The 23,751-nt window shown below is 69.1% G+C and carries 26 protein-coding genes and 3 pseudogenes; 16 read left to right on the top strand and 13 right to left on the bottom strand.

The genetic code is table 11. The features are described 5' to 3' along the window. Positions 1-34: 34 nt before the first annotated feature. A complete protein-coding gene (locus QCD66_RS25970) occupies positions 35-832 on the top strand; it encodes a hypothetical protein (protein WP_407566819.1) in 798 nt (265 codons plus the stop codon). On the opposite strand, the pseudogene QCD66_RS25965 reads toward QCD66_RS25970, so the two are convergent. Further along, positions 785-2,018 (bottom strand): annotated as a pseudogene (locus QCD66_RS25965) (IS3 family transposase). The gene QCD66_RS25970 and the pseudogene QCD66_RS25965 sit on opposite strands and share 48 nt — an antisense overlap. Before the next feature lie 88 nt (positions 2,019-2,106). Between QCD66_RS25965 and QCD66_RS25960 the strand changes: the two are divergent. Next, positions 2,107-3,054, top strand: a complete 948-nt coding sequence (locus QCD66_RS25960) for a transposase (protein WP_407566818.1) — start codon at positions 2,107-2,109, stop codon at positions 3,052-3,054. Positions 3,055-3,168: 114 nt separating this feature from the next. Beyond that, on the top strand, positions 3,169-3,660 hold the full coding sequence (locus QCD66_RS25955; RefSeq protein WP_364213856.1) for a hypothetical protein: 492 nt from the start codon (positions 3,169-3,171) through the stop codon (positions 3,658-3,660). Positions 3,661-4,348: 688 nt separating this feature from the next. Here QCD66_RS25955 and QCD66_RS25950 read toward each other — a convergent pair. After that, entirely contained in the window at positions 4,349-4,900 is a 552-nt protein-coding gene (locus tag QCD66_RS25950; RefSeq protein ID WP_375737260.1) for an SMI1/KNR4 family protein, read from the bottom strand. 72 nt (positions 4,901-4,972) lie between these two features. Between QCD66_RS25950 and QCD66_RS25945 the strand changes: the two genes are divergently transcribed. Further along, a complete protein-coding gene (locus QCD66_RS25945) occupies positions 4,973-5,419 on the top strand; it encodes a hypothetical protein (RefSeq protein WP_375737259.1) in 447 nt (148 codons plus the stop codon). A 98-nt stretch (positions 5,420-5,517) separates the two neighbouring features. Here QCD66_RS25945 and QCD66_RS25940 read toward each other — a convergent pair whose 3' ends face one another. Then, positions 5,518-5,970 (bottom strand): hypothetical protein, encoded by a 453-nt coding sequence (locus tag QCD66_RS25940; protein WP_375737258.1) that lies wholly within the window; start codon positions 5,968-5,970, stop codon positions 5,518-5,520. 345 nt (positions 5,971-6,315) lie between these two features. Between QCD66_RS25940 and QCD66_RS25935 the strand changes: the two genes are divergently transcribed. The 3 genes and pseudogenes from QCD66_RS25935 to QCD66_RS25925 all read left to right on the top strand — a co-directional run bounded on the left by QCD66_RS25935 (position 6,316) and on the right by QCD66_RS25925 (position 8,994). Further along, positions 6,316-6,726 carry a hypothetical protein gene (locus tag QCD66_RS25935; RefSeq protein ID WP_364213865.1) on the top strand — a complete coding sequence of 137 codons (411 nt, stop codon included), beginning with the start codon at positions 6,316-6,318 and terminating at the stop codon, positions 6,724-6,726. 470 nt (positions 6,727-7,196) lie between these two features. Continuing rightward, positions 7,197-7,323, top strand: a pseudogene (locus tag QCD66_RS25930). Positions 7,324-7,881: 558 nt separating this feature from the next. After that, positions 7,882-8,994, top strand: a complete 1,113-nt coding sequence (locus QCD66_RS25925) for an ISAs1 family transposase (protein ID WP_407566817.1) — start codon at positions 7,882-7,884, stop codon at positions 8,992-8,994. A 207-nt stretch (positions 8,995-9,201) separates the two neighbouring features. Here the strand turns inward: QCD66_RS25925 and QCD66_RS25920 are convergent, their stop codons facing one another. Continuing rightward, positions 9,202-10,599: an IS1380 family transposase gene (locus QCD66_RS25920; protein WP_375737140.1), complete on the bottom strand. Its 1,398-nt coding sequence runs from the start codon at positions 10,597-10,599 to the stop codon at positions 9,202-9,204. 581 nt (positions 10,600-11,180) lie between these two features. Between QCD66_RS25920 and QCD66_RS25915 the strand changes: the two genes are divergently transcribed. Further along, the gene (locus QCD66_RS25915) at positions 11,181-11,693 is read left to right on the top strand and encodes a hypothetical protein (protein ID WP_364213868.1); all 513 of its coding nucleotides are present in this window, start codon (positions 11,181-11,183) and stop codon (positions 11,691-11,693) included. 46 nt (positions 11,694-11,739) lie between these two features. Here the strand turns inward: QCD66_RS25915 and QCD66_RS25910 are convergent, their stop codons facing one another. From QCD66_RS25910 to QCD66_RS25895, 4 genes are all read right to left on the bottom strand, one after another. Then, the gene (locus QCD66_RS25910) at positions 11,740-11,964 is read right to left on the bottom strand and encodes a hypothetical protein (RefSeq protein ID WP_375737139.1); all 225 of its coding nucleotides are present in this window, start codon (positions 11,962-11,964) and stop codon (positions 11,740-11,742) included. A gap of 237 nt (positions 11,965-12,201) precedes the next feature. Next, the gene (locus QCD66_RS25905) at positions 12,202-12,711 is read right to left on the bottom strand and encodes an NUDIX hydrolase (protein ID WP_375737138.1); all 510 of its coding nucleotides are present in this window, start codon (positions 12,709-12,711) and stop codon (positions 12,202-12,204) included. 54 nt (positions 12,712-12,765) lie between these two features. Then, positions 12,766-13,716, bottom strand: coding sequence for a tetratricopeptide repeat protein (locus QCD66_RS25900; RefSeq protein ID WP_375737137.1), 951 nt, complete (start codon positions 13,714-13,716; stop codon positions 12,766-12,768). 66 nt (positions 13,717-13,782) lie between these two features. Then, the gene (locus tag QCD66_RS25895) at positions 13,783-14,847 is read right to left on the bottom strand and encodes an RNA ligase (ATP) (protein ID WP_375737136.1); all 1,065 of its coding nucleotides are present in this window, start codon (positions 14,845-14,847) and stop codon (positions 13,783-13,785) included. Positions 14,848-15,078: 231 nt separating this feature from the next. On the opposite strand from QCD66_RS25895, the pseudogene QCD66_RS25890 reads away from it, so the two are divergent. From QCD66_RS25890 to QCD66_RS25880, 3 genes and pseudogenes are all read left to right on the top strand, one after another. Continuing rightward, positions 15,079-15,312: pseudogene (locus QCD66_RS25890) on the top strand (IS607 family transposase); the annotation flags it as partial. Continuing rightward, positions 15,309-16,688 (top strand): IS607 family element RNA-guided endonuclease TnpB, encoded by a 1,380-nt coding sequence (gene tnpB, locus QCD66_RS25885; RefSeq protein WP_407566816.1) that lies wholly within the window; start codon positions 15,309-15,311, stop codon positions 16,686-16,688. The pseudogene QCD66_RS25890 and the gene tnpB, both read left to right, overlap by 4 nt. Before the next feature lie 134 nt (positions 16,689-16,822). After that, a complete protein-coding gene (locus QCD66_RS25880; protein ID WP_375736020.1) occupies positions 16,823-17,626 on the top strand; it encodes a hypothetical protein in 804 nt (267 codons plus the stop codon). On the opposite strand, the gene lipB is transcribed toward QCD66_RS25880, so the two are convergent. Beyond that, on the bottom strand, positions 17,614-18,282 hold the full coding sequence (lipB, locus tag QCD66_RS25875) for a lipoyl(octanoyl) transferase LipB (protein ID WP_357538138.1): 669 nt from the start codon (positions 18,280-18,282) through the stop codon (positions 17,614-17,616). The genes QCD66_RS25880 and lipB overlap by 13 nt on opposite strands. A 79-nt stretch (positions 18,283-18,361) precedes the next feature. Here lipB and QCD66_RS25870 point away from each other — a divergent pair, with 79 nt between their 5' ends. Further along, on the top strand, positions 18,362-18,775 hold the full coding sequence (locus tag QCD66_RS25870) for a GNAT family N-acetyltransferase (RefSeq protein ID WP_375736019.1): 414 nt from the start codon (positions 18,362-18,364) through the stop codon (positions 18,773-18,775). Between the two features lie 231 nt (positions 18,776-19,006). On the opposite strand, the gene QCD66_RS25865 is transcribed toward QCD66_RS25870, so the two are convergent. The 3 genes from QCD66_RS25865 to QCD66_RS25855 all read right to left on the bottom strand — a co-directional run bounded on the left by QCD66_RS25865 (position 19,007) and on the right by QCD66_RS25855 (position 20,424). Continuing rightward, positions 19,007-19,366, bottom strand: coding sequence for a hypothetical protein (locus tag QCD66_RS25865; RefSeq protein WP_375736018.1), 360 nt, complete (start codon positions 19,364-19,366; stop codon positions 19,007-19,009). Between the two features lie 5 nt (positions 19,367-19,371). Then, positions 19,372-20,169: a hypothetical protein gene (locus QCD66_RS25860; RefSeq protein WP_375736017.1), complete on the bottom strand. Its 798-nt coding sequence runs from the start codon at positions 20,167-20,169 to the stop codon at positions 19,372-19,374. Positions 20,170-20,256: 87 nt separating this feature from the next. Further along, complete coding sequence (locus QCD66_RS25855) at positions 20,257-20,424, bottom strand: hypothetical protein (RefSeq protein ID WP_357538130.1); 168 nt, start codon at positions 20,422-20,424, stop codon at positions 20,257-20,259. 168 nt (positions 20,425-20,592) lie between these two features. Here QCD66_RS25855 and QCD66_RS25850 point away from each other — a divergent pair, with 168 nt between their 5' ends. From QCD66_RS25850 to QCD66_RS25835, 4 genes are all read left to right on the top strand, one after another. Next, entirely contained in the window at positions 20,593-21,744 is a 1,152-nt protein-coding gene (locus QCD66_RS25850) for a sensor histidine kinase (protein ID WP_375736016.1), read from the top strand. After that, positions 21,732-22,397 carry a LuxR C-terminal-related transcriptional regulator gene (locus tag QCD66_RS25845; RefSeq protein WP_375736015.1) on the top strand — a complete coding sequence of 222 codons (666 nt, stop codon included), beginning with the start codon at positions 21,732-21,734 and terminating at the stop codon, positions 22,395-22,397. Before QCD66_RS25850 ends, QCD66_RS25845 begins: the two co-directional genes overlap by 13 nt. A 67-nt stretch (positions 22,398-22,464) precedes the next feature. After that, a complete protein-coding gene (locus QCD66_RS25840) occupies positions 22,465-22,788 on the top strand; it encodes a putative quinol monooxygenase (RefSeq protein WP_375736014.1) in 324 nt (107 codons plus the stop codon). A gap of 103 nt (positions 22,789-22,891) precedes the next feature. Beyond that, positions 22,892-23,236, top strand: a complete 345-nt coding sequence (locus tag QCD66_RS25835; protein WP_357538123.1) for an ADP-ribosylation/crystallin J1 — start codon at positions 22,892-22,894, stop codon at positions 23,234-23,236. Between the two features lie 37 nt (positions 23,237-23,273). Here QCD66_RS25835 and QCD66_RS25830 read toward each other — a convergent pair whose 3' ends face one another. Continuing rightward, the gene (locus QCD66_RS25830) at positions 23,274-23,468 is read right to left on the bottom strand and encodes a hypothetical protein (protein ID WP_357538121.1); all 195 of its coding nucleotides are present in this window, start codon (positions 23,466-23,468) and stop codon (positions 23,274-23,276) included. Between the last annotated feature and the right edge of the window lie 283 nt (positions 23,469-23,751).

The raw sequence follows: 23,751 nt of genomic DNA, 5'->3' as shown, positions 1-23,751 counted from the left end.
TTGCGGTGGTCATAGTCGGTGTACGGTCTGGGCCGTGTACGTGAAGGCGTCGACGCGCAAGACCCGCGACGGGCAGACGATCCGCTACCTGCAGCTGGCCCACAACGAGTGGGACCCGATCGCGAAGGCGTCCAAGACGCGGGTGCTGTACTCCTTCGGCCGAGAGGACCAGCTGGACGTCGCCGGGGTGCGTCGCCTGGTCGACGCGCTGTCACGCCTGCTGGACCCGGCCGACGCCCTCGCCGCAGCCGCGCCGACGGGGCTGTCGTTTCTGGAGTCGCGGCCGTTGGGCGGGGCGTGGCTGCTCGACGGCCTGTGGCGGCAGCTGGGTATCGACAAGATCGCGCGAGGCATGGTCAATACCGCCCGTCGTGAGGTCGACGTCGAACGGGTGCTGTTCGCGCTGGTCGCCAACCGGGCGCTCAAGCCGTCGAGCAAGCTGGCGGCATCGGAGTGGGTCTGCCACGACGTGCACCTGCCCGGCCTGCCGAACGTCACCGACGACGCCTGCTACCGGGCGATGGACGACCTGATCGGCGTTGAGCCCGCGCTGACCCGGGCGATCTACGACAGCATCGCCGACCTGCTCAACCTCGAAGTCGACCTGCTGTTCTTCGACACGACCAGCACGTACTTCGAACTGGACGAGGCCGACGACCTGGCATGGCGCGACGACAAGGGCCGCGTGGTCGACGAAGGCGACCCGGCCGCGGTCAAGCAGGCCGGGTTCCGGACCCACGGCAAGAGCAAGGCCTGTCAAGCCCCGGGTTTGATGGAGAGTTGGTTAGCTGGTTTTCAGGGGTGCGGTGAGCGGGTGGGTCATCGCGTGTAGTGCCTCGTGTTCGGCGGGTGGGATGTGTCCGAGTTCGCCGTGCAAGCGGCGGTTGTTGTACCAGTCGATGTATTCGACGGTGGCCATCTCCAGGTCGTCGAGGCCGCGCCAGGGGCCGGTGTTGCGGACGAGTTCGGCCTTGTACAGGGAGTTGAACGCCTCGGCCATGGCATTGTCGAACGAGTCGCCCTTGGAGCCGACCGAGGCGACGGCGCCGGCCTCGGCAAGCCGCTGGGTGTAGCGGATCGCTCGATATTGGACTCCCTGTCCGAGTGGTGGACCAGTTTACGCAGGTCAGCGTGTTGGTTCCCGCGGCGCCAGATCGCCATCTTCAGCGCGTCGAGGGCCAGATCCGTGTAGAGCGAGGTGGACACCTGCCAGCCGACGATCATGCGGGAGTACACGTCGAGGACGAACGCGGCGTACACCCAGCCCACGCTGGTTCGTACGTAGGTCAGATCCGCGACCCACAGCTGGTTCGGCCCCGCCGCGGTGAAGTCCCGTCTGACCAGGTCAGCAGGGCGGCTGGTCTCGGCTGCCGGCCGGGTGGTGCGGGGCGCCTTGTCGCGCAGCAGCCCACGCAGCCCGGACTCACGCATGAGCCGTTCGACGGTGCACCGGGCCACCGGCACCCCTTGGCGGTGCAGCTCGTGCCAGATCTTGCGGGCGCCGTAGACGCCGTAGTTGGCTGCGTGGACCTGTTCGATCATCGCGGCCAGCTCCTCATCGCGCCGTGAGCGAGCGCTGGCGGGGCGGGTCCTGGCGGCGTAGTAGGTCGACGGTGCGATCTGTGCCGGCGTGTCTTCGAGCGCCCGCAGGACCGGCTGGACACCGTGTTCGGCCTTCTGGGAGTCGACAAAGTCGACCTTCATCGCGACGGACGGTCCAGCTCCGCCGCGAAGAAACTCGCCGCGGACCTCAGGATCTGGTTCGCCCGCCGCAGCTCACGCACCTCCCGTTCGAGGGCGGCGAGGCGTTCGGCGTCGCTGCCGGTGGTGCCCGGCCGCTGCCCGGCGTCGGTCTCGGCCCGCTTCACCCACGTGCGCAACGCCTCGGGATGAACCCCGAGCTGACCGGCGATCCGCCGGATCGCTCCGACCGCGCTGACCGGATCCCGGCGGGCCTCGACGGCCAACCGAGTCGCACGCTCACGCAACTCATCGTTGTACTTCTTCGGTGCGGGCATCGCAGGTATTCCTCCCAGGTTTCGATGTCTCCATCAAACCCGGTGCGGGACAGACCACCGCGACGACCTGCCCCAGGTCGTGGTCGGCATGGCCGTGACCCGCACCGGCATCCCGGTGCGGGTGTGGTGCTGGCCGGGCAACACGGGCGACTCGGCGCTGATCCGCCAGGTCAAGACCGAGATGCGTGAGTGGAGTCTCGCCCGGATCGTGTGGGTCGCCGACCGCGGCTTCGCCTCCGCCGAGAACAGAAGGTTCCTGCAGCAGGGCGCAGGCGGCTACATCCTCGGCGAGAAGCTGCGCGCCGGCACCGCCGAAGCCGACGCCGCCCTGGCCCGGCAGGGCCGCTACGCCACCGTCGCCGACAACCTGCAGGTCAAAGAGGTCAACATCGGTGCCGACGACCGGTTCGTGATCTGCTTCAACCCCGAAGCCGCCGAGCGCGACGCCGCCGTGCGTGAACGGCTGATCGCCCAGCTCACCGACAAGATCGACGGCTCGGACAAGCTCAACGCCACAAAACGCGCCGAGCTACGCGGGGTGATCTCCACCAAGCCTGGCCTCAACCGCTACCTGCGCGTCACACCCAAGGGCCTGCTACGAGTCGACGCCGCCGCCATCAAGGCCGAGCAGCGCCTGGACGGCAAGTACCTGCTGCGCTGCTCCGACCCGAAGCTGTCGGCCGAGGACATCGCGCTGGGCTACAAGCAGCTCCTCGAGATCGAACGCGGCTGGCGCGACATGAAGACCACCCTGGACCTGCGGCCCGTCTACCACCGCCGCGAAGACCGCATCCGCGCCCACATCCTGCTCTGCTGGCTGGCGCTGCTGCTCATCCGCGTCGCCGAGACCACCACCGGCCACACCTGGGCCAAGATCCGCACCGACGTCGAGCGGCTGCACATCGGCGTGTTCACCGGCCCCGCCGGCACGTTCTGCCAGCGCACCGAGCTGTCCCAGCCCCAGAAGGCCCTGTTCGCCAAGCTGAAGGTCGCCGAACCGCCCCGCGTCATCGAGGCGATACCCGCAACCGCCTGACCAGCCTGAATGCCGCGGCCTAGTGACACGCCTCGCCACCGGGCCTACCCGTGTTTGCCCAGCTCAAGCCGCAGATTCGCGGACTATATCGAAGCGAAGCTGCGGAACGCAGGCATGGGTGAGCCCGTTGGAGCCGTCGAGTTGATGCACCGGGTCATCGGTCGTGACCTAGTCGCGGTCACGGAGGCTCGGCACTGGCACGACGGCCGGCGTGGTGGTGATGCGGAGAGCTTGTTGCATTTCTGGCTGCACTTTCAGGAAGTGCCGCCGCTCATGGCGCATGGGTGCGGCGAGCTGCTGCTTCTCGAGTTCAGCGCGCCGTACGCGGCGTACGACATGGGAGAGTACGGTGAGACGCGCGTTGGGCCGGCGCAGAAGCCAGACCTGCTGGCGCTGCTGCCGGGTCATCGGCTGCTAGACGCTGCTCTCGTCCGGGGCTACGCGACGCGTCCGGCCTTGGGCGGGGTCCTGCTGAGGTTCGACCACTGCGACCTGGTCGTGGCGTCGTTCGGCGATGAGTGGGTCCTGAGACAGGAAACGATACCGCCCGAGTTGGCTACGTGCCTGACCGTCGGAACCTGGCTGGGAGATCGGGCCATCGGCTGACGGCGTACGTCGTAATGGTTGCCGTGCCCGATGCAGCGGTTAACACCGGCACGTGGCACAGTTCAAACCTCAGCGATCGATCTTGCTCGACCAGCGGCGCGGCTGCCCAGCGCATAGACCAAGCCGCTCGCCAGGTCGACGCAAGGCACCATTCCCAAGCTGACCGTCACGATAAGGCTGAGCGACGAGTTGGGTGACGACAGGTGCGAACGGTGCCGGACATTCATGGACAAGAGCGGAATGTTTGGCCCGCAGCCTAGGTAGGCGCCAGTCGGTGGCTCATGATCATTCCTTCAGGTCGAAGGGGTAAGTCCCATCCGGTGCATGCCCGTGCATCCGGGTCCGGCGAGGGTCTATCCAGGGCGCCGGTCGCACGCCTCGCGTGCGGAGGTCCCGTGACAACGGGTACGGACGCCAGTGAATAGACAAGGACGACGGTGGACCCGCGTTCCCACGTCAAGGGCCACGGAACAGCAGTTCGCGCAGCGGTGCTGGTTGCCTGGGGGAAAGGAGTCGTCCGGGCACGCGCGGTGCACAAGACAGAGTGAAACGTCGGCAAGATGCGGCGAGTGACGTGAGTCGAAGGTGGGGCGTGACCAGCGGTCGGGCATGTCGCTGCAGGTTATGCCACCGTCTAGGTTCCGCTCAACGGCTGACCGACGCCCCTGCACCGTCGTGGACCCGGCGATCAGTTGTCAACGTCGTACTCGGATTCGTCGACCAGGCCCGTCACGAAAGTCTCGAAGTCGGGGGCGAGGATCGTGATCTGGTAGTTCCACTGCTGGTCGACGTGTACGACGGCCGGCTCACCGGGCGAGCGGTAGTCGAGGGCGATCATGTCATGACCCGCCGACGGGCAGTCGGCGATGTAGATGCCGATGTCGGGGTAGTCCCATTCCGCTACCCAGAACGCGCTGCCGACCTCGCCGCAAAGACTGAACCGAGCGGTTCGGCCGATTGCCGCCAGTGTGTACACGCCAACATGGTCCTCGGCCCAGGAGGTTCGGCTGGGTGCAGGGTGGGCGTCACGGGCGAACGAGCCGCCGTTGTGTCGACGGGCAAGGTCGACGTACGCGGTGGGTAGATGGCGTCCAAGCTGTGCTTCCACCGTCCGCAGAACATCGTCGGTGAGCGGGTCCTCCAGCGGGCCGGAACCGTCGAAGACCGTTGCGGGATCGAGCATGGGTTGACGGTAGTCGGTTGGCGTCAGTTCCCCCACGCAGATCAGGGCCACCTTCATCAAAGAAGGTGGCCCTTTTGCTGTCCGTGCAGCAGCGGACTGCGGCAACCGGCGGTTCGTCACACTGAGCGGGTGGATGGATGGGTCCAGGATCTGTGGCTGGTCGCGATCGTCGATGACGTTCCGGATGACGAGGTGCGACGCTGGTGGAACGGCCATGAGACCCCCATCCTGGACGACCTCGCGGAAACGGCGCCCGGCGTTCGCCTCGGCACGATCCTGACGACCTTCGAGGTCACGGAGCCGGACGGTCCCGCTCGTCGCGTCTTCGACCTGATGTTTCTGCGAGGTACCTGTCCCGAGGAGTTCGACCGGAACACCTCGGCGCCGTACGTCCTGCCGGTACTCGACGATGAGCTTCGGGCGGCGCTGCTGGCGGCGTTCTCCTCGCGGCCTGAAGACCCTGTCCTGGCGGAAGTCACGCCGTCGGACGACCTTGCCGAGTTCCTCGATCGCCACCAGGGTGCACGCCTGGCTACGCACTCGCGGGCCGAAGCCGTACGCGTGAGATCGCAGTGACCGATTGGTTCGGGCAGCCAGTCCTTACTATCGGCGCAGTGCGGGTGCCGGCGGCACTGGTGTACATCAGCCTGGCCGGAGCGGTCCGATGTAATAGGTCAGTCCCAGAAGTTGAACAATACTTCGCCGACGGTGGTCGGCTTCCAGTAGCTGAACTGGTCGTGCTCGCCGGCGTCGAGCCCGTCCAGGTCGACCTGTGACAGTGGAGTCCGCAGCTGCTCACCGGTGAGGACCTGGGCGCCGGTCAGGTCGGTGATGGCGGCGGCGAGGCCGGGATGGTCGACGAAGGTGGTGGTGGTGGCGTCGCCGCTCGCTCGGGGATGGGCGAAGGCGATGAACGGCAGGGTGAGGTGCCGCATCACCGCGATGTGGTGCTGGCCGTGGGTGATGGTGATCGTGTGATGGTTCGGCGCGACGCCGGCCGCAGTGATGCCGGTGACGGCTGCGTCGATGGTGCGGGCGGCGTGGTGGCAGACAGCGGTGAAGATCCTGAGGTCCGCCCGCTGCCCGGGTGGCGGATTGAAGCCGGTGGCGCCGGGCGGCAGCTTCATGGTCGACCTCCACGCAGGTTGCGCTCAGCTGAAGAGCGAGCGTACGTCTGCGCCAGAAAACGGCGGGGTTGCTGGTCTCGTCGGTCCAGGTCGCGGCACGCTGCCGCCGCTCGCCGATGTCCTGGTCGATTTCGTTGCGGACGCCGACACCTGACCCCGCCGCGGTCGAACGTCCGCGTCGGCCTGGGCCAGTGGGACACGGAGTTCCCAATCCAACTCGTCCTGGCCGTCGGTGAACTCGGTTTGCCTGAGTCGGCAGGCGAGTGGCCGAGGCAGGTCCAGGTCAGCCACCCGGTGCAGGTCGCTGGCCGGGGGTGACCTCCGGGCCGTGGGACCATCGTGGCCGTGACGGTCGTGCGGTTGCCGGAAGGCTCGTGGTGGGACTGGGAGGTGCTCGGGTGGAACGGGTCGGAGTTGCGGCTCGCCGCCGGGTACGACCTGACGTACCACCACGGTCTGGAATTGGTCTTCACGGACGTCGACTACCTGGCCTGCCCGACCCGCTTCTCTGGCCCCCGGTTCCGGGAGCCCACCCCCGACGAGCGTGAGACCGTACGCCGCTACGTCGGTGAGGAACCACCGGTGGTCGTGGCGTTCGACGTCGACGCCGAGGGCACTCACGGAGTTCTTCCCTGTGTCGTCGCGGCGGCCTCGGTCGGGATCGTGACAGGGCTCGTCTACCGCTACTGGCGGGAGGACCTCAAGGAGGGGGAGCGGCTGGCCCCATTCGTACGGCGCCCCGATCGCAGCCAGTGACGGGTGCAGGGCCGTCACCTGATGATGGTGGATCGAGGTGGCTGCCTGCGGGGCACGACGACTGGCCGTCCGGACGCAGATGCAGGCGCGAACCGAACACGTCGTGGACCGGCGCACAGTGCCGAGCAGGTCCGGAATCCATACCGCGTGCGCGTGGGCGGCCACCCGACTGGGTGGCCGCCCGTTCCGTCCGAAGATCCGGTCAGACCAGGGAGTGATGCGTGGCCCAACATGGAGTGGCCGTCAGGGACCAGATCCCTGGACCGGGAAGGTACCCGCCGAAGATGTTCTCATTGCTGCAGAGGACGTACACCGTGGCCGGCTGCACGACCGAGCAGGTGATGTAGGAGGTTGCGCCCTGGACTCCGCCGAGGGTGCAGAACCCCGGCAGGGGGCGGCGATCGTCCGAGCCCCAGTCGCGACAGGAGTGACCGTGGCCGCCTCTGACAGTGTCAGGGCAGACTGTCGGTGGACCGGTGGCAGAGTCGGGTTATTGCAGCGCTGAGATGCCGGATGCCGTGCACGCGCGGCGGCTCGAAGGCGTGTGGGGCCGCTGGCGTGCCATGCCCCACCGGGGTTCAAATCCCCTCCGGTCCGCTCGTAGTCCTCCGGTGCCAGGCGTGATGGCCTGGCGGCCAGTGAACTCGTATGCCCGAGCCCTTTTTATGATCAAGTATCACGGTACAGAACCGTGAGAACACGTCCCGCGCATCGCCGGAGTGGCCGGATTGGTTCGTCACATCACTCATGTATGCGGGTTGCTGCCGACAGCAACCCGTCAAGACGAGGACAGCCTCGGAAAGCCATCGGTGGACCGTTCCCAGAGGCTGCGGACGAGGACAGTGCCGGCCGGACGCAGCGCACCCAGAACTTACAAGCGAGAGGTCGCCGTCCTCACGGATGAAGAGCGCCCCTTCTCTTCGCAGAGGAGAGGCGTTGTGCGGGGCGCACTGGGGGCAGGGCCCCGGCAAAGTCGTGATGGTGCCCGACTTGGATCGCTTGGAGTAGAAGCGCCGCAGTTGGTGGCAGCAAGACGGGCATGACGGTTCAGAAGATCATCAAGGTTCCTACGCCACGATGATCTATCCGAAGTGAGTCATGCCCGCGCTGCCATCATCGCTGATCTCGTCCCTGTCCCGCGCACCGGCTCTGACCGTGCCCGAAACCGCGGGCGGGCTGCCCGCAGCACTCGCCGATGTGCCCGATCCGCGTGCCCGGCGAGGCGTACGGCACCCGCTGACGGTCGTGGTGGCCGCGGCGGTATGCGCCGTGGTGGCCGGCTACCGCTCCTACACCGCCATCGCCGAGTGGATCGCCGACGTTCCGGACACGACCGTCCTGGCCGTCGGTATCGCCCCGGACCGACGACCGTCCGAGGCCATGATCCGCCGACTGTTGCAGGCCCTGGACCCAGACCTGCTCACCACCGCCATCGGCACCTGGCTCGCCGGCAGAGCCCCGGCCAGCACCCCAGTGAACCGGCAGGCGATCGCCGTCGACGGCAAAACCCTGCGAGGATCACGCACCGCCGACAGCACGGCCCAGCACGTCCTGGCCGCCTGCGATCAGAACACCGGCGTCGTGCTGGCCAGCACCGACGTCGACGGCAAAACGAACGAGATCACCCGGTTCGAGCCCCTGCTCGACCAGATCGGCGACCTGACCAACACGGTGATCACCGTCGACGCTCTGCACTGCCAGCGCGATCACGTAACCTACCTCGCCAAACGCGGCGCCCACTGGATCCTGACAGTCAAAGGCAACCAACCTCACCTGCACAAACAGCTCGCCGACCTGCCCTGGCGGCAGGTCCCGGACGCCACCCGCCATGACGATCGCGGGCACGGCCGTCGAGAAATCCGCACCCTGAAGATCCTCTCGGTCTCCACCGGCATCGCGTTCCCGAACGCTGCCCAGGCCCTGCAGATCCGCCGCCGCAGACGCCGCCTCGACCAACCGAGACGCTTCACCACCGAGACCGTCTACGCCATCACCGACCTACACGTCCACCAGGCAAAACCCGAACAACTCGCCACCTGGATCCGCGGCCACTGGTCCATCGAAAACGCCGTCCACTGGGTCCGCGACGTCACCTACGACGAAGACCGCTCCCAAATCCGTACCGGCACCGGACCCCAAGTCATGGCCGTCCTACGCAACACCGCCATCAGCGCGCTCCGCACCGCCGGCGTCACCAACATCGCCGCCGCCAACCGACACCACGCCCGCGACAGCACCCGCCCCCTGGCACTACTCGGCATCATCTAACGACTTTGCCGGGGCCCTGGCACTGGGGGCCAGCCGAGAACCAAGCGGACGAGGTACGTTAGCCTCGGTCTTTCGCTTGAGCGCTGGTTCATAGCCGTCGTCCGATGAACCGGGTTCGCGTGTGCGGTGACGTTTTGGTGGTATGCCGAGGGCCCGGCGCGGGGCCGGGTTCCTCCGTGATCGCTGGTCGGTGTGTGAGGTGCGGGGTCAGCCGGTGGGGCGGGGCAGTGCGGCGAGCCTGCTGAATGCGCTGGTCAGGGCGTCGGTCCAGGGCCAGTTCGCGGCGATGGCCAGGCGGGTCCTGCGGGCGGTGCGGGTGATGCGGGCGGCGACGTGCAGGAGTCGGTAGCGCAGTTTCTTGGGTTCGGTGGTGGCCAGGTCACCGTCCAGGAGCAGGGTTTGGGTCCAGGCGAGCAGGTCGATGCCGGTCAGCGCGAGTTGGAGCCAGGCCTGGTTGATCGCGAAGACGCGGGAGGGGAACCGGCCGAAGCCGGTGGTCTTGCCGCAGCGGATGCGGTCCTCGACGCGGGCGTGTGCGCGGTGTCGGGCCTCCAGATGCTGGATGCTGCCGTTGCCGGCCGGGGTGTCGGTGGCCACGACCTGGTGCCGCCAGCCTTCGATGGTGTCGAACAGGCTCAGTTGGGCGCCGGGGTGCGGGCGTTCCCAACGGACCAGGAACCGGGTGCCCTCGGGCCAGCCGGTGGCGTCGAACGATCCGGTGATCTCACAGACTTCGGCGTGGTCGCGCAGGTCGCCGTCGGTGTCGATGGCGGGGACCCAGCCGGTGGCGGCCCGGATCGCCTCACGTACTGGTTCGGTGATCGCGGCGCCGATACTGAATCGGATGTCCAGATGCCGCTCGCGCAGGCTGCGGATGTGGGCGAGGAAGCCGTGGCTGGAACCGGCGGAGTCACTACGCAGCAGGATCGGGGTGCCGTGCCGGACAGCGTCGGGGATCTGGGCGAGGGCCTGGTCGAGCACGGTGATGTGGTCGGTGGCGGTGTTGGATCCGGCCCGGCCTTCGCGCAGCAGTCCGGCAAGAGCTTCGCCGGTGTTGTCCAGGAAGCACAGCAACGGGTGGAACCCGAAGGTCTTCTTCCAGGTACGGGTCGCTGATTCCTTCTCGGAATGGCAGATCACGATGGTGGCGTCGATGTCCAGGACCAGGCCGTTGACCTGCTGGCCGGCGGCCACGGTTTGCGGCAGGTCACCGCGGGTCTCGGCGTGCTGGGCCCAAGCGATCTCACGTGCGTGTGCCCGGGCGGCCCGTAGTTCGGCCACCATCGTGGCGTCGAGTTGCGATAACAGACGCCACGCGGTCGGGTCGGACGCGACCGGCCCGAACAGGGCCTGCTGGTTGCGTAGTACTGCCAGGTCAGCGATGGCCTGCCCGCCGTCGGCGAGCATCAGGGCGAGATCGACAGCGATCCGGCCCGGGTCGTGCCCGCCCTGCCGCTGCCGCAGCCCTGCCAATGCCTGGCTGAATGCGCTGGTCAGACCAGTTGCGTCGGCGAGATCGGCGAGTAGCCGGGTACCGGCGTGACCGACCACGCCCCGCCCGTCCCCGGTCACCGTGATCTTCGGACGTGTTGCGGTAGCCTTCACCCAGCAAGTGCCTTCCGTGACAGGAAACTCGGACCCTCAGCAAGTCCTATTTTCCCTGACCAGAAGGCACTTCTTCGTTTCTGGCCCAGTCCTTGGACACCCCTTAACGAAGGGCCGAGGCTAGGCGTTCTACCACTTGAACTACGCCTGACCAGGTCAGTCGGCGAGACTCGAACTCGCAGTTCCTCCTTGAAATGGAAGTAACCCCACCCTGCGCACAGGCTGGCCGCCAGCGCGCCCCGTACGTGCCCCTCCGAGAACTGAGCGACCGAGGCACATTTCGTGCCAGAGAGGTATCTCCGGTCTTCGTATCGGAGGTGCGTCCTAGACGCTAGCGGACAGGTGATGACTCGGCAAACTAAATTGCCCCTGGTGAGCTGAAACAGGCCGTTCAGATGAGGAACCAGCCGACGGGATCGCGACGGGCACCCAACGGCGAAGTTCATTACCAGTAGGGTGTCGTCGTGGACATGACTCCCCAGGCCTACGAACTTTGGCTCGCCGAAATCGACGGCGACTCGAAGTGCCTGGTCGCCGCCTCGGGCAGCCAGCCTTTGGGGCATCCGTGGTGAGGTTGGGGCATGAGTGCGGTAAGAATCCAACAGGTGCGGCATGAGATTCTGCCGTTGTACCAGCACTTCAGTCTCCGAGACTGGCTGCAGGAGCCCGAACTCAGTGCCGCACACGCCCTCTTCCGGCATGCTCGAGAGTCCATTGTCGCGACCGACACCTCGCAGTTGTTGGTGTATTGCGCCCAAGCGGAAGTCGTGGTCGAGGTGGAGTTCCAGGTATGGGATTCTGATCCAGCGGAGAATGGTCCGGTTCGAGCCGACTGGGATGGCGGTCAGACCTTCCTTCTCGAATGCCCCAGTGGCGAGGTCTTCATCGACCAGCCCACTATGCCCGCGATCGAACTCGGAGCCCTGGGCGCCGGACCCGGCTGGTACCAGGGCCGGGTATCGTGGCGAGACCGAAACCCTTACCCCTCGCAGCCACATGAATCAACTCTGACGGCCGTACCGGCATCTGGCTCGAACAGGGAGCGTTACCAGATTCAGATCTGGCGGGCAGAGGGCGGGCTCAAATCTATGTGAGCTGGATCGGGGCCGCCCCACGTTTGTTCGAATCGTCTGTAACCAGTCATCGCCGTATGCCGGTTGAATCTCGCTCATTGCGGAGAGCGGTGACGAAGCCATCGTCCCACCGGGCTTCGTCGATCGTGTGCCGGTCGACGAGGAAGCAGTTGGGCTCCTCGCGGAAACCAGGAAGTGATCGTGCGAGGACGATGCGTTCCTGAGCCTTCTGCTCCGTGGAATAGACGCCGAGCATCTTCAGGTCATCGCCATCCTGCTCGTCCCACTCCAACTGTCCGTCCTCATCCCGGTGCCGAGTCGGTCTACCGTCGGTAAAGGGGGCATGTCGAACATGCCAAAGTAGGAAGACATCCACGAGCCGACCGTACGACCTGCTGGACCGTGGTGGAAGACAGGGAGTTCCGGCCGACACCCCATGTGGGGCCGAACCGCCCTCACCACGCTCCCGATGATCGATTGCTCGGATCCGTCCGATCCCGGCACCGACCGCGAACGAAAGAGGGCGGCACTACCCGAGGCCGGCTTCGTCCAGCGCCCGCAGCGCGATCCGGGTGGCCGCCTCGTCGGGGTCGCGAACCACGTCCGTCGCCTCCGTCACTGGAATGATCCGGCGGTGCGTGATCTCGAACCGCGGCCGCCACGCGAGAAGTTCGACCTCCGCCCACCAGTACGACCGGACCAGCACCAGCCCTCGCTCGTGCCCGCGAAGGCACCGGCTGCGGGAGTAGCCGAGCAGGCGCGCGTCTCCGACCACGGCGCAGGCCTCCTCGAGTACTTCCCGCCGCAGCGTCTCCAGTGGAGTTTCGTCGCCCTCGGGTCGACCGGCGGGAAAGCCCCAATGCGTGCCGTCGTGGCTGATGAGCACGAGTTGGGCATCCGCGGTGACGCAGATTCCGGCGGTGCCGTGCGACCGGCCGGCCGGGGCGCTGGCGCCCGGGTGCCAGGAGACCGACCAGTCCTGACCGTTGGATCGGCTGACCATTTCCTCCAGGTCACGTGCCTGCAGGTGTTCGCCCAAGAAACCTCTCCGTGTCGATCGGTGGCGAGTCCGGCACCCGGAAGCCGCTCCCGTTCAGGCGGGGCGGCTCAGGCCGAGTTGTTCCAGCCAGCCGCTGACGTCGAAACCCTGCTCCTCGGCCTGGTCGAGCCACCTCGCGGCACGGGCCGGGTCGGTGGTGACTCCGGAGCCGAGCAGGCACATCACGCCCAGGGTGGCGGCGGCCCGAGGGCTCCCGGCGATCGCCGCCCGCTCGTACCAGCCGGCCGCGGCCTCCTCATCCCGGGGAAATCCCTGGCCCGTGGCATGACCGGCCGCGATGTTGTAGAGGGCTCGCGGATGCTCCCGATCGGCGGCCCGCATCAGCCACTGCCGGGCCGCCACGTCGTCGCGCGGCACCGTGTCCCCGGTTCCGTACAGGACGTGCAGTTCGAACATCGCGTCGGCGTTCCCGGCCGCGGCGGCCCGTTCGTGGTACCCGAGCGCGGTCCCGCCGTTGCCCAGCAGGTAGTGCGTGATGCCGGACCAGTAGCTCGCCTCCCCGGTCGGGTCGTCGGCCAGCAGCGGTTCCAGCAGCGTCAGCGCGTACGGCCCGACCCGCCGCACCGCCGGCCGGCCAGCGGCGGCGAACCGGTACGCGCCCTGGCGACTGCCGTGCCGGGCGGCCTCGGCGAAGCAGCGCAGGGCGGCGTCCAGGATCTCGTCCTCGCCGGCCGGGAACAGGTGCGGCGACGGCAGGGCCGGTGGCCGCCCGAACGGCAGGTCGAGCAGTCGCTGCCCCAGCAGCGTCCACACCTCCGTCCGGCCGGCCAGCGCCGCGGCGACATAGCCACGGACCAGTACGTCGTACGCCTGGACCGGCAGGATTCCGATCATCGCGTCGCCGCGGGTGATCCGGCCGTCGATCTCACGGCACAGACCTTCCAGGTACGCGGCGTCGAGCGGATCGGCCTCCGTCGCCCGCACGGTCTCGGCGAGCAGGGCGTTCGCGTTCGAGGACGAGGCGGCGGCAGGGCTCAAGGTCATGTTCGCACCCTAAGCCGTACGGTCCACCCCGGCCGGAACTGGCAACCCTGGCGCTGCACGCCGGCACTACTCGTACTCCGTGCCACCCTTGCGGGTCAGGTACGCCGGCGACACCAGCTTGCCGATCATTCGAGAAGACGCAGACTCCCGCCGGGCGGCGGGCCGAACCACGATTCCCTCCCGGATGTGGGTGCCGTCGCCGAGAACCGTCGTCCCGTCGGCGAGCGCGATCAGCGCCGCCTCGTCGTAGCGACCCGCGTAGAGGGTCGGCACCATCGGCAGCCGGCCGTCGAGCAGGTCGGCGACCTCGGCCGGGGCGAGCCACACGAGGCCGTCGCCCGGCGTCTCCACCGCGATGTCGAAGGCGGCGTAGCCCGGAACCCGGCCGGCGTCGGCTCCGTACCCGAGATCCTGGACTCCCTTGCCGAACACCTCGCCGAAGATGCCGACCCGGGACGCGCTGAACTTCCCGACCAGGTCGGCGGCGACCTCGGCGACGGCATGGGCGCGGACCGCGCGCCAGTAGAGGTTGGAGTCGGACTCGACGATGGCGAGGTGCTGGTGGCCGAAGCCCTTCGAGGTGACGTGCGCGGCGCCGTCCGCGGTGACGGTGGTGAGGCAGGCGGTTCCGTGGATCTTCTCGGTGGCGACGACGGGTTCGCCGGGCGTGAACATGTCCGGGTAGCGGCGGATGTTCTCGACCTCGACCCAGCGGATCAGGTCGGAAGCGGCGGTCATCTCGCCGGTCATGTGCGTGGGAATCGACGGTACGTACTTGGTGATCCCGAGCAGGTCGGCGAAGTCGGTGCCGGCGCGGTGGTGGGCTTCGAGGCCCTCGCCGGCGACCGCGGAGGGGCGGCAGACGACGCCCTGCGAAAGCTCGCCCCGAAGTCGCACGGCCTTGACCCGGTCGTGGTTGGCTCCGGCGAGTTTCCCGGTGAGGCCGAGTTCGGCGATCAGCGGCGCGGGGAGTATGGCGGCTTCGGGGATGTAGACGGCGTAGTCGCCGGTCCGGTAAGCGCCCTTGGCGACGACGGCACGGTAGAGCCCGACCTGGGCGAGTTCGAGGGCGTCGGCGTTGTCGTGGGGGTGGATGGTGAGTGGTTCGGCGGTGACGCTGAACGTGGACAAGGGGGCACACCTTCCGGTTTGGTCGGTGACGGGGCGGGGCGTGCTCGGCCGAGCCTGCTGATCATGCTGACGTACTTCTCGTCGACGACCCACCGATTTTGGGTAGGGCTGTCACGACGACGCCGAGTTGTCGTACCCCTGATCTACGGTGTCGACAGTGAGCCGGTCTGAGCAACCCTTGCGGAGAGCGCGGCTATGGGGGACGACAAACTGATGGCCGTTCGATCGTCAGTAGTGGTCGAGCATCGGGACCGGTTCGCCCGGTTCGGTGCCGAGTACGTGGAGGCTGCCCTGGCCGCGCAGGGGCGCCGACTGCTGGTGGTCGATCCGGCCGGGGTCGATGACGACCTGGTCGGCGACGTCACCGAGATTCTGACATCGTTGTGCGTCCGCCTGTATGGCCGTCGTGTCGCCGCGGACCGTGTCCGTCGCGCGGTCGAGGCGGTCACCGGGGGCCCGGTGTGAAGACGGTCCAGGCGTACCGGTTCGCCCTCGACCTCACCGCTGCCCAGGAACGTGACGTGTACGCGCATGCCGGTGCGGCTCGGGTCGCCCGTAACTGGGCTCTCGCCCGGGTGAAGGCCGTCATGGATCAGCGCGCGGCCGAACGCACCTACGGTGTTCCCGACGAGCTACTGACCCCCACGGTGTCGTGGACGCTCCCGGCGTTGCGGCGGGCGTGGAACGCGGCGAAGCCCGAGGTGGCGCCGTGGTGGTCCGAGGTGTCCAAGGAAGCGTTCAACACCGGCCTCGACGCACTCGCTCGCGGCTTGAAGAACTGGGCCGACTCCCGCACCGGCAAGCGAGCCGGCCGGCCGGTGGGCTTTCCCCGGTTCGCGTCCCGTCGGCGCACCACACCGTCTGTACGGTTCACCACCGGGGCGATCCGGGTCGAGGCCGATCGGATGCATGTGGTGCTGCCCCGGCTGGGCCGGTTGAAGCTGCACGAGTCTGCCCGCAAACTGGCCCGCCGCCTCGAGGCGGGCACGGCGCGGATCATGTCCGCGACCGTGCGTCGTGACGGCGGACGCTGGCACGTGTCGTTCACCGTCGAGGTCGAGCGCACCGCCCGTACTCCGGTCCGGCCGGGCACCGTGGTCGGCGTGGACGTCGGTATCAGGCACCTCGCGGTGCTGTCCACCGGGGAGTTGGTCGACAGTCCTCGCCACCTGGTGACCGCGCAGCGGCGGATGCGGACGCTCGGCCGGGCGCTGTCCCGCAAGATTGGCCCGGACCGGCGCGCCGGCCGACGTGCGTCGAAGCGGTGGGAGCGTGCGGCAGGCCGGCTCGGCCGGGCACACGCCCGGGTGGCGAACCTGCGCCGCGACGGGCTGCACAAGCTGACCACCCGCGTCGCCGCCACTGTCGGCACGGTCGTGGTCGAGGACCTCAACGTCTCGGGCATGCTCGCCAACCGCAAGCTGGCCAGGCATGTCGCCGACGCTGGTTTCGCGGAGATCCGCCGCCAGTTGGCGTACAAGACCTTGTGGAACGGTGGCCGGCTGCTGATCGCCGATCGCTGGTATCCATCCTCGAAGACCTGCTCGGGCTGCGGCACGGTGAAAACCAAGCTGGCCCTGTCCGAGCGTGAGTACGTGTGTCAGGCGTGTGGTTTGGTCATCGACCGCGACCACAACGCCGCCGCGAATCTGGCCGCCCTGGCGGCTGAGTTCGACACTGCCGGGAGTGGCCCGGTGGCAGCACGTGGAGCCGACCAGAAGACCCGCGTACGCGGGCGGGTGGCGTCGAAGCGTGAACCCGGCACGACACCAGTCGGTCAGACCGGGACCGTCCCGCCGCAAGGCAGGACTACCAATCGTGAGCTCACCAAAGCTCACTGAGAGGTAACGGGTGGGTGGGAGGGTCCCCTGTATACCTCGGGACTGGATCAGGTAGCCGTGACCCCACCCCCTTTCAGCCGCGAGCGCCGCACTGAGGTTGTGGTCCGGTCGTGTCACGGCGAAGGATGCTGTCTGTGCGAGTAGACGTCGCCTCGGAGGCGGGTGTCTCCCGAACCCCGAACGAGGACTGGGCCTTTGCGGCCGACCGGTTCATGGTCGTACTCGACGGGGCGACCGCCCGCACCGGAACCGGCTGCTCGCACGGGGTCGCCTGGTACGCCGCGTCTCTCGGGTCGACGGTCGCCGGTCTGGCGGCCGACCGGCGGGTACGCCTCGACGACGCGCTGGCCGACGGGATCCGTGCCACCGCGGACCGGCATCGTGGGTGCGACCTGACCCACCCCGGCACCCCGTCGGCCGGCGTGGCTGTCGTACGGCTCGACGACGACGTGCTCGAGTATCTCGTTCTCGGTGATGTCACGGTGGCCATCGACACCGGCGATGGTGTTCGGGTCGTCATTGACGACCGGGTGGACCGGACGGCGACGGCCGAACGTGTCGAGGCGGACCGCTATCCGTTCGGGTCCGCCGAGAAGCAGGCCGCACTGCTGCGTATGAAGCACGCCGAGTTGGCGGCGCGCAACCGGCCCGGCGGGTACTGGGTCGCCGCCGCGGATCCGGCCGCCGCGGCATACGCCGTCACCGGGTCCCTGTCGCTCGACAGCGTCCGACGATTCGCGCTGCTCACGGACGGGGCGGCCCGGCTGGTCACCCCGTTCGGGCTGCTCGACTGGCCGGCGGTGCTCGACGTGCTCGACAGCCACGGACCGGCCGAGCTGATCCGGCGGGTCCGGGCGGCGGAGGCGACCGACCCGTCGTGCCTGCGCTGGCCGCGTAACAAGCACGGCGACGACGCGACCGTCGTCTACGTCCGCTGATCCGGACCGGGCTCCTGAGCGCCCAGGTGGCGGGCGACCGCGTCACGGACTTCGGCGTCCGACGGCACCGGCACCCGCTGCTCCTCGGCGAGCCGGCTGATGGAGGTGATCGTGACGTCGGCCAGACCGCACGAGGTGAACGAGTCGAACACGGCCATGTCCGGGTCGATGTTGAGGGAGAAGCCGTGGCTGGTGACGGTGCCCCGGACCCGCATCCCGATCGATGCGATCTTGCGATGGTCCGGTGTCCAGACACCGACGAGACTGGTGCCGCCGCGCGGCGTGTCCCGGCGAACGGCGGCGAAGCCCAGATCGGCGAGCGCGGCGACGAGGCCGTGTTCGACCCACCGTACGACGTCGCCGGGACCGCGCTCGCGCAGGCCGAGCACCAGGTAGCCGACGAGTTGGCCGGGGCCGTGGTAGGTGGCCTGACCGCCACGGTCGACCAACACCGTCGGTACGTCCGCAGGCAGGCCGACAAGGTCGGCCGGATTCGTCGTACGCCCGTAGGTGACCACGGGCGGATGGCTGAGCAGGAACAGCCGGTCACCGGCCAGCCCTTCGCGGCGCTCGCGTACCCACCCGTCCATGTCCGCCATCGCGCGGTCGTACGGCACCTCGCCGAGGTCCACCCGGGTCAGCGGCGGCGGTGCCACGGGCCGTCGTCGGCCCGGACCACCCGGCGCGCTCACACTCATGCCTGTTCCGTCCCCGTGGATGTAGGACACTCCTGCCGTGGCAGAACTAGCCTTCGGCACCGAAGATCCCGAGCTGGAGAAGCGCCTGTCTGACGAGTTGGACGCTATCAACAACGCGGCCGTCGCCTCCGACGACCAGACCCCGCTGTCGATCCGACTGCTCGACGACGACGGCGTCCTTCAGGGCGGGCTGACCGGCTGGACCTGGGGCGGGTGCGGCGGGATCACGTCCCTGTGGCTGGCATCCGACCTGCGTGGACAGGGCTGGGGCGGACGGCTCCTCGCCGCCGCCGAGGACGAGATCCGGCGGCGCGGGTGTGACCGGGTCGTGGTGGCCACGATGTCCTTCCAGGCGCCCGGTTTCTACCTGCGGTTCGGTTACCGGGAAGTCGGCCGCACCCCTGGTATGCCGGACGGGACGGCGAAACACCACTTCCACAAGCGGCTCTGACCTGGAAGGCCGTAACGGGTCGCCCGAGACGGTTCAGGCGCCTCGGGGTACGGGGTGGTCGCGGGCCAGGTTCGGCGACGGGGCGGTATCGCTGTCAGGGCTCACAGCGAATTCGGCGTATCCACAGCGAACTCGCTGTGGACCGGAACAGCAACCCCTGCCCGTCACCCTCGGACGAGGACCACTCCGGGGCCGCCGGCAACGCAGCCTGCGCCGGGTACGGCAGGTCGCCTACGCGTCAACCGTTGTCGGGGGACGGCCGGGCGGTGGGTGGAAGCGCCGGAAGATCGGCGGGAGGAACAGCAGGACCAGGACGGCGATCGCCGCGCCGAAGATCAGGAGCGGCCCGACGGTGTTGCCGACGCGGAACGAGGTCGGCAGGGTCTGAACGGGCGCGGTCCCGCTCGAGTCGGCCATCGTCCCCTCGAACGAGCCCCTGCCGCCGGCGAACACCACGCCGCAGCAGTACACGAACGGGCCGACCAGGAAGCAGGTCGCCACATATGCCCACCGCTGGCCGCGGACGAGCCCCACCATCGACAGGAGCAGACCGACCGCGACCACCGGCGCGAGCACGGGCCACCGGGACATCGACGTCATGGCCGGCCCCGGCGGTGACGATCGTTCGTGTCGAGCGCCGGAGGACACGTCGTGCCCGGAGCGATGTCGTGAGAGCAGAGTGCGCACCAGTGGGCGGGGACGGTTTCGTGCCCGATCGCCGCGTAGACGGTCGGGTTGGCGTCGGCCGCCCGCCGAGGCGTACGGGCGAAGTAGCGTACGGTCCAGCGGTCCTGTCCTGGTGGCCAGCCGCTCAGTGTGATCTGGATGGCGGTGGAGTCGTCGCCCCACCACAGGTCGGCCGGCCCGGTCGCTTCGGGCACGGGTGGCGGGAGCCGTTCCTCGTCGACGACCGGCAGGACCTCCGGCGGGGTGGAACAGGTGAAGGTCCGGTGCGGCCAGGACCGCACCGCAACCAGGAGGGCGTGCTTCTCCAGCCGCTGGTCGACGGACCGGTCGATGATGCGGTAGGGCCACCGTCCCGGTCCCATGGCGGTCCTGCCGTCGGCGAGGACGTCGATGCCCCAGGTCTGGTCGCCGTCGAAGATGCCGGGGAGGGCCGGTCCGAGCGGGCCGCGGTGGCCGGTGGGCACACCGTCGAGCCCGTACTCCATTCCGTTGCTGCCGATGACGGCGTAGCGGAGCCCGCCGTAGCGTTCCTCGAACCGGACCATCGCGGTGATCAGTTCCTCGGGTGCCGGTTCGTCGCGGCCGTCGACGGTCATGGCGGCGGCGGACCGGATGCGGGCCTCGGTCGTGTGCGGCAGCCGGTGGGTGTGTTCCGCCAGGAACCGGTGGAGGCGGGGGGAGAGCGAGGGGTCGTCGCCGACGTACACGTCGGGGAACCTACCGGTCCGGGCCCGCAGCGGGGGCCCGGAGAGCCGTACCCGAGGCCGCCTCGTCGGTGGCCCGGACCGGCGAGGTCAGGCGCGCCGGCGGTGGGCGGTGACCAGGCCGGCGATCGAGCCGACCGCGATGAGTCCGGTGACGAGCTGCAGTGTGATCTGTCCCGCCCCGCCCGGCACGAACAGGTTGGTGGCGGCGTTGGCGGCGGCCGAAATGACGAGTGTGACCCAGAGCAGGTTCTTCACGGCGGCGGGTTCCTCTCGAATGCGGTGGGCGATGACATGTCCGAGTCTGCCGCCGGCCAGAGTGCCCGGCGATGGCCCCCACTCCCGAACCGATGGTGTAGTCCGCTACACCATGCCGGGGAAGCCCGCCCCACCGGCAGTCCCGGATCCGGCACATAGCCTGGCCCCATGCGTACGGCGTTACAGCAGGCGGGGCGGTCCACGTACGGCCTTTTCGGGGCCGCCGGGCTGGCCCTGGTCTCCTACGCCTTCCTCGGGCTGATCCTGTTCACCGTCATGATCAGCCTCACCGTGGTCGGCGCGGGCGTACTGCCGGAGACCGTGCTGCTGCTGCGCCGGCTCGCCGGGCTCAAGCGGCGCCAGGTGGCGGCGTACGCCGGGGTCGAGATCCCGTCCCGCTACCTGCCGTTGACCGGTCCGCTCGGTGGCCGGGTCCGGGCCGCGCTGACCGATCCGGGGACCCGCCGCGACCTGCGCTGGCTGCTGTGGCATCTGCTCTACGGGCTGGGCCTGGCCTGCGTCGTGCTGACCGTGTGGCCGTTCGCGGTGCTCGTCGACGGGGTGTGGACCGGTCTGCTGGGCCGGCCGCCGCTGTTGTTGCCGGTCATCGACCGGCTCGCCGGCCTCGACGCCGCCTGGACGCGGGCGCTGCTGCTGCCGTCGCCGAGCGACCGCCTCGCCGAGCGGGTGGCCGAGCTGACCGAGACCCGGGCGGCCGCGATCGCCGCGCACGGCGCGGAACTGCGGCGGATCGAACGGGACCTGCACGACGGCACCCAGGCGCGGCTGGTGGCGCTGTCGATGCGGGTCGGTCTCGCCCGGCGGGCGTACGACCGGGACCCGGACCACGCCCGCAAGCTGCTGGACGAGGCGCAGGACCAGGCCGAGCAGGCTCTTGCCGAGCTGCGGCACGTGATCCGCGGCATCTACCCGCCGATCCTCACCGACCGGGGCCTGGTCGGCGCGGTACGGGCGCTCGCCGCCAGCAGTGGACTGGACGTCGCCGTCGAGGTGGACGGGCTGCCGCCGGCGCGGGCGGCGGCGGCGGTCGAGGCGGCGGCGTACTTCGTCGTCGCGGAGTCGCTGACGAACGTGGCCCGGCACAGCGGCACCACCACGGCCACGGTCCGCCTGGCGAAGGACGCGGATACGCTGACGATCCTCGTCCGCGACGACGGGCGGGGCGGGGCCGACGAGTCCGCCGGCAGCGGCCTGCTCGGCATCCGGCGCCGGGTCGCCGCCCTGGACGGCACGATGGGGGTGAACAGCCCGGCCGGAGGGCCGACCGTGATCGAGATAGGACTGCCGTGCGCGTGGTGATCGCCGAGGACAACGCCCTGCTGCGCGAGGGCCTCGTTCTCCTGCTGACGTCCGCCGGGCACGAGGTCGTCGCGGTCGCCGTCAACGGCCCCGAGGTGCTGCCCGCCCTCCTGAAGCACCGTCCGGACGTCGCCGTCGTCGACGTACGGCTGCCACCGGGGCTGCGCGACGAGGGCCTGCGGGCCGCGCTCGACGCCCGCCGGGCGGTGCCCGGGCTGCCGGTCCTGGTGCTGTCCCAGTACGTCGAGGAGACGTACGCGACCGAACTGCTCAGCGGTGGCGCGAGCGGTGTCGGCTACCTGCTGAAGGACCGGATCGGCCGGGTCGACGAGTTCCTCGACGCGCTGGAGCGGGTCGCCGCCGGTGGCACCGCCCTCGACCCCGAGGTGGTGACGGAGCTGATGAGTCGGCGCCGCGACGACCCGCTGGCCTCGCTGACCCCGCGCGAACTCGAGGTGCTGCGGCTGATGGCCGAGGGCCGCGACAACGTGACGATCGCCCGGACGCTGGTGGTGACCGAACGCGCGGTGAGCAAGCACATCGGCAACGTGTTCGCCAAGCTCGGCCTGCCGCCCAGCGACAGCGGGCACCGGCGGGTCCTCGCCGTACTGGCCTATCTCCAGCACGGCGAGGCGCGCGGCCCCGCCCGCTAGCGGCCGTGACACGAGCGCCCTGGTACGTCGGGCTGATCCGCCGGCCGGTGTGGGGGAGGATGACAGCATGATCTTCATTACCGCGAAGTTCCTGATCAAGCCGGAGCACGCCGACCAGTGGCCGCAGATCGCCGGACCCTTCACGCGGGCGACGCGGGCCGAACCCGGCTGCCTCTGGTTCGACTGGTCCCGCAGCCTCGACGACCCGAACGAGTACGTCCTGGTGGAAGCCTTCCGCGACGGCGACGCGGGCGCCGCCCACGTGAACTCCGCGCACTTCCGGCAGGCCCAGCAGGACCTGCCGGCATACCTTCAGGCCACCCCGAAGATCGTCAGCCAGTCGGTCGACCAGGACGACTGGTCCGACCTGGGGGAGATGGCCGTCAGCTAGCACGGCAGAACGCGGACGCACCCCGTCGCCACAGCGTCGTCAATACCGTTGGTCCGGGCGTCCGCCCGGCCGGTAGCCTGCCCCGACCGGCAAGGAGGGCGAGATGACCGAGACGATGACGCTGTGGCGGCCGACCGGCCCGCAGGAGCTCGACCTCGTACGCGCCTCGGGCTGGACGGCGTGGCCGCCGCGCCGGCCGGACCAGCCGATCTTCTACCCGGTCCTCAACGAGCAGTACGCCATCATGATCGCCCGCGACTGGAACGTGCCCGCCTCCGGCGCCGGCTTCGTCACCCGGTTCGAGGTCGACGCGGAGTTCGCCGCCCGCTACCCGGTCCAGCAGGTCGGCGGCCGCGACATCCTCGAACTCTGGGTGCCGGCCGAGGAACTCGACGAGTTCAACCGGCACATCGTCGGCCTGATCGAGGTCGTGCACGAGTTCCGGTGAGCCCGGGGCCGGGCGTTCCCCTCGTGCGCGCGCCCGGCTACCGCTCCCGTCCGCGGCCCGCGAGCCCGCGCAGCCAGAGGCTCACCGCGACCAGGAGACACACCACGCCGACGACCGTCACCGCCGTCCGTAGCGCCCACGGCGCGTCGGCGAGGAACGGGAACATCCGCTGGGCCACGAGGGCCGCGAAGGCGACGAGCAACAGAAGTACGGCGAGGATCCGGCGCGACATCCCCGTGACTATAGGCGGGGCGGGCCGGCGTCCGCCCTGGGAGCTTCCCTCGGCGGGCGCTAGAATCTGCGTCGTGTCGCGTGCGAACCGCCTGACGACGGCGGTTGCATGGAGGCGCCTGTCAGGTCCCGGGGAGCGAATCGTGAGTCCACACACGCCGCTCGCGTAACGCCGCCACGTCGGCGTGGCCCTTGTGTGCCACGCCCGGCCGCGCTCGCCTGCACCCCGATCTTCAACCCCACGACGGATGCCCGCGTGCGTCCGTGCCATCCGCGCACGTCAC

The organism is Polymorphospora sp. A560 (assembly GCF_045781765.1).
GTDB classification, from domain to species: domain Bacteria; phylum Actinomycetota; class Actinomycetes; order Mycobacteriales; family Micromonosporaceae; genus Polymorphospora; species Polymorphospora lycopeni.
This window is presented reverse-complemented; position numbering and strand designations above follow the sequence as displayed.

What these genes read in the sequence shown, in the direction of transcription:
- QCD66_RS25960 (WP_407566818.1), top strand. Translation starts at nt 2,107, where the DNA reads ATGGCCGTGACCCGCACCGGCATCCCGGTGCGGGTGTGGTGCTGGCCG.
- QCD66_RS25955 (WP_364213856.1), top strand. Translation starts at nt 3,169, where the DNA reads ATGGGTGAGCCCGTTGGAGCCGTCGAGTTGATGCACCGGGTCATCGGT.
- QCD66_RS25950 (WP_375737260.1), bottom strand. Translation starts at nt 4,900, where the DNA reads ATGAAGGTGGCCCTGATCTGCGTGGGGGAACTGACGCCAACCGACTAC.
- QCD66_RS25940 (WP_375737258.1), bottom strand. Translation starts at nt 5,970, where the DNA reads ATGAAGCTGCCGCCCGGCGCCACCGGCTTCAATCCGCCACCCGGGCAG.
- QCD66_RS25915 (WP_364213868.1), top strand. Translation starts at nt 11,181, where the DNA reads ATGAGTGCGGTAAGAATCCAACAGGTGCGGCATGAGATTCTGCCGTTG.
- QCD66_RS25900 (WP_375737137.1), bottom strand. Translation starts at nt 13,716, where the DNA reads ATGACCTTGAGCCCTGCCGCCGCCTCGTCCTCGAACGCGAACGCCCTG.
- QCD66_RS25865 (WP_375736018.1), bottom strand. Translation starts at nt 19,366, where the DNA reads ATGTCCCGGTGGCCCGTGCTCGCGCCGGTGGTCGCGGTCGGTCTGCTC.
- QCD66_RS25850 (WP_375736016.1), top strand. Translation starts at nt 20,593, where the DNA reads ATGCGTACGGCGTTACAGCAGGCGGGGCGGTCCACGTACGGCCTTTTC.
- QCD66_RS25840 (WP_375736014.1), top strand. Translation starts at nt 22,465, where the DNA reads ATGATCTTCATTACCGCGAAGTTCCTGATCAAGCCGGAGCACGCCGAC.
- QCD66_RS25835 (WP_357538123.1), top strand. Translation starts at nt 22,892, where the DNA reads ATGACCGAGACGATGACGCTGTGGCGGCCGACCGGCCCGCAGGAGCTC.
- QCD66_RS25830 (WP_357538121.1), bottom strand. Translation starts at nt 23,468, where the DNA reads ATGTCGCGCCGGATCCTCGCCGTACTTCTGTTGCTCGTCGCCTTCGCG.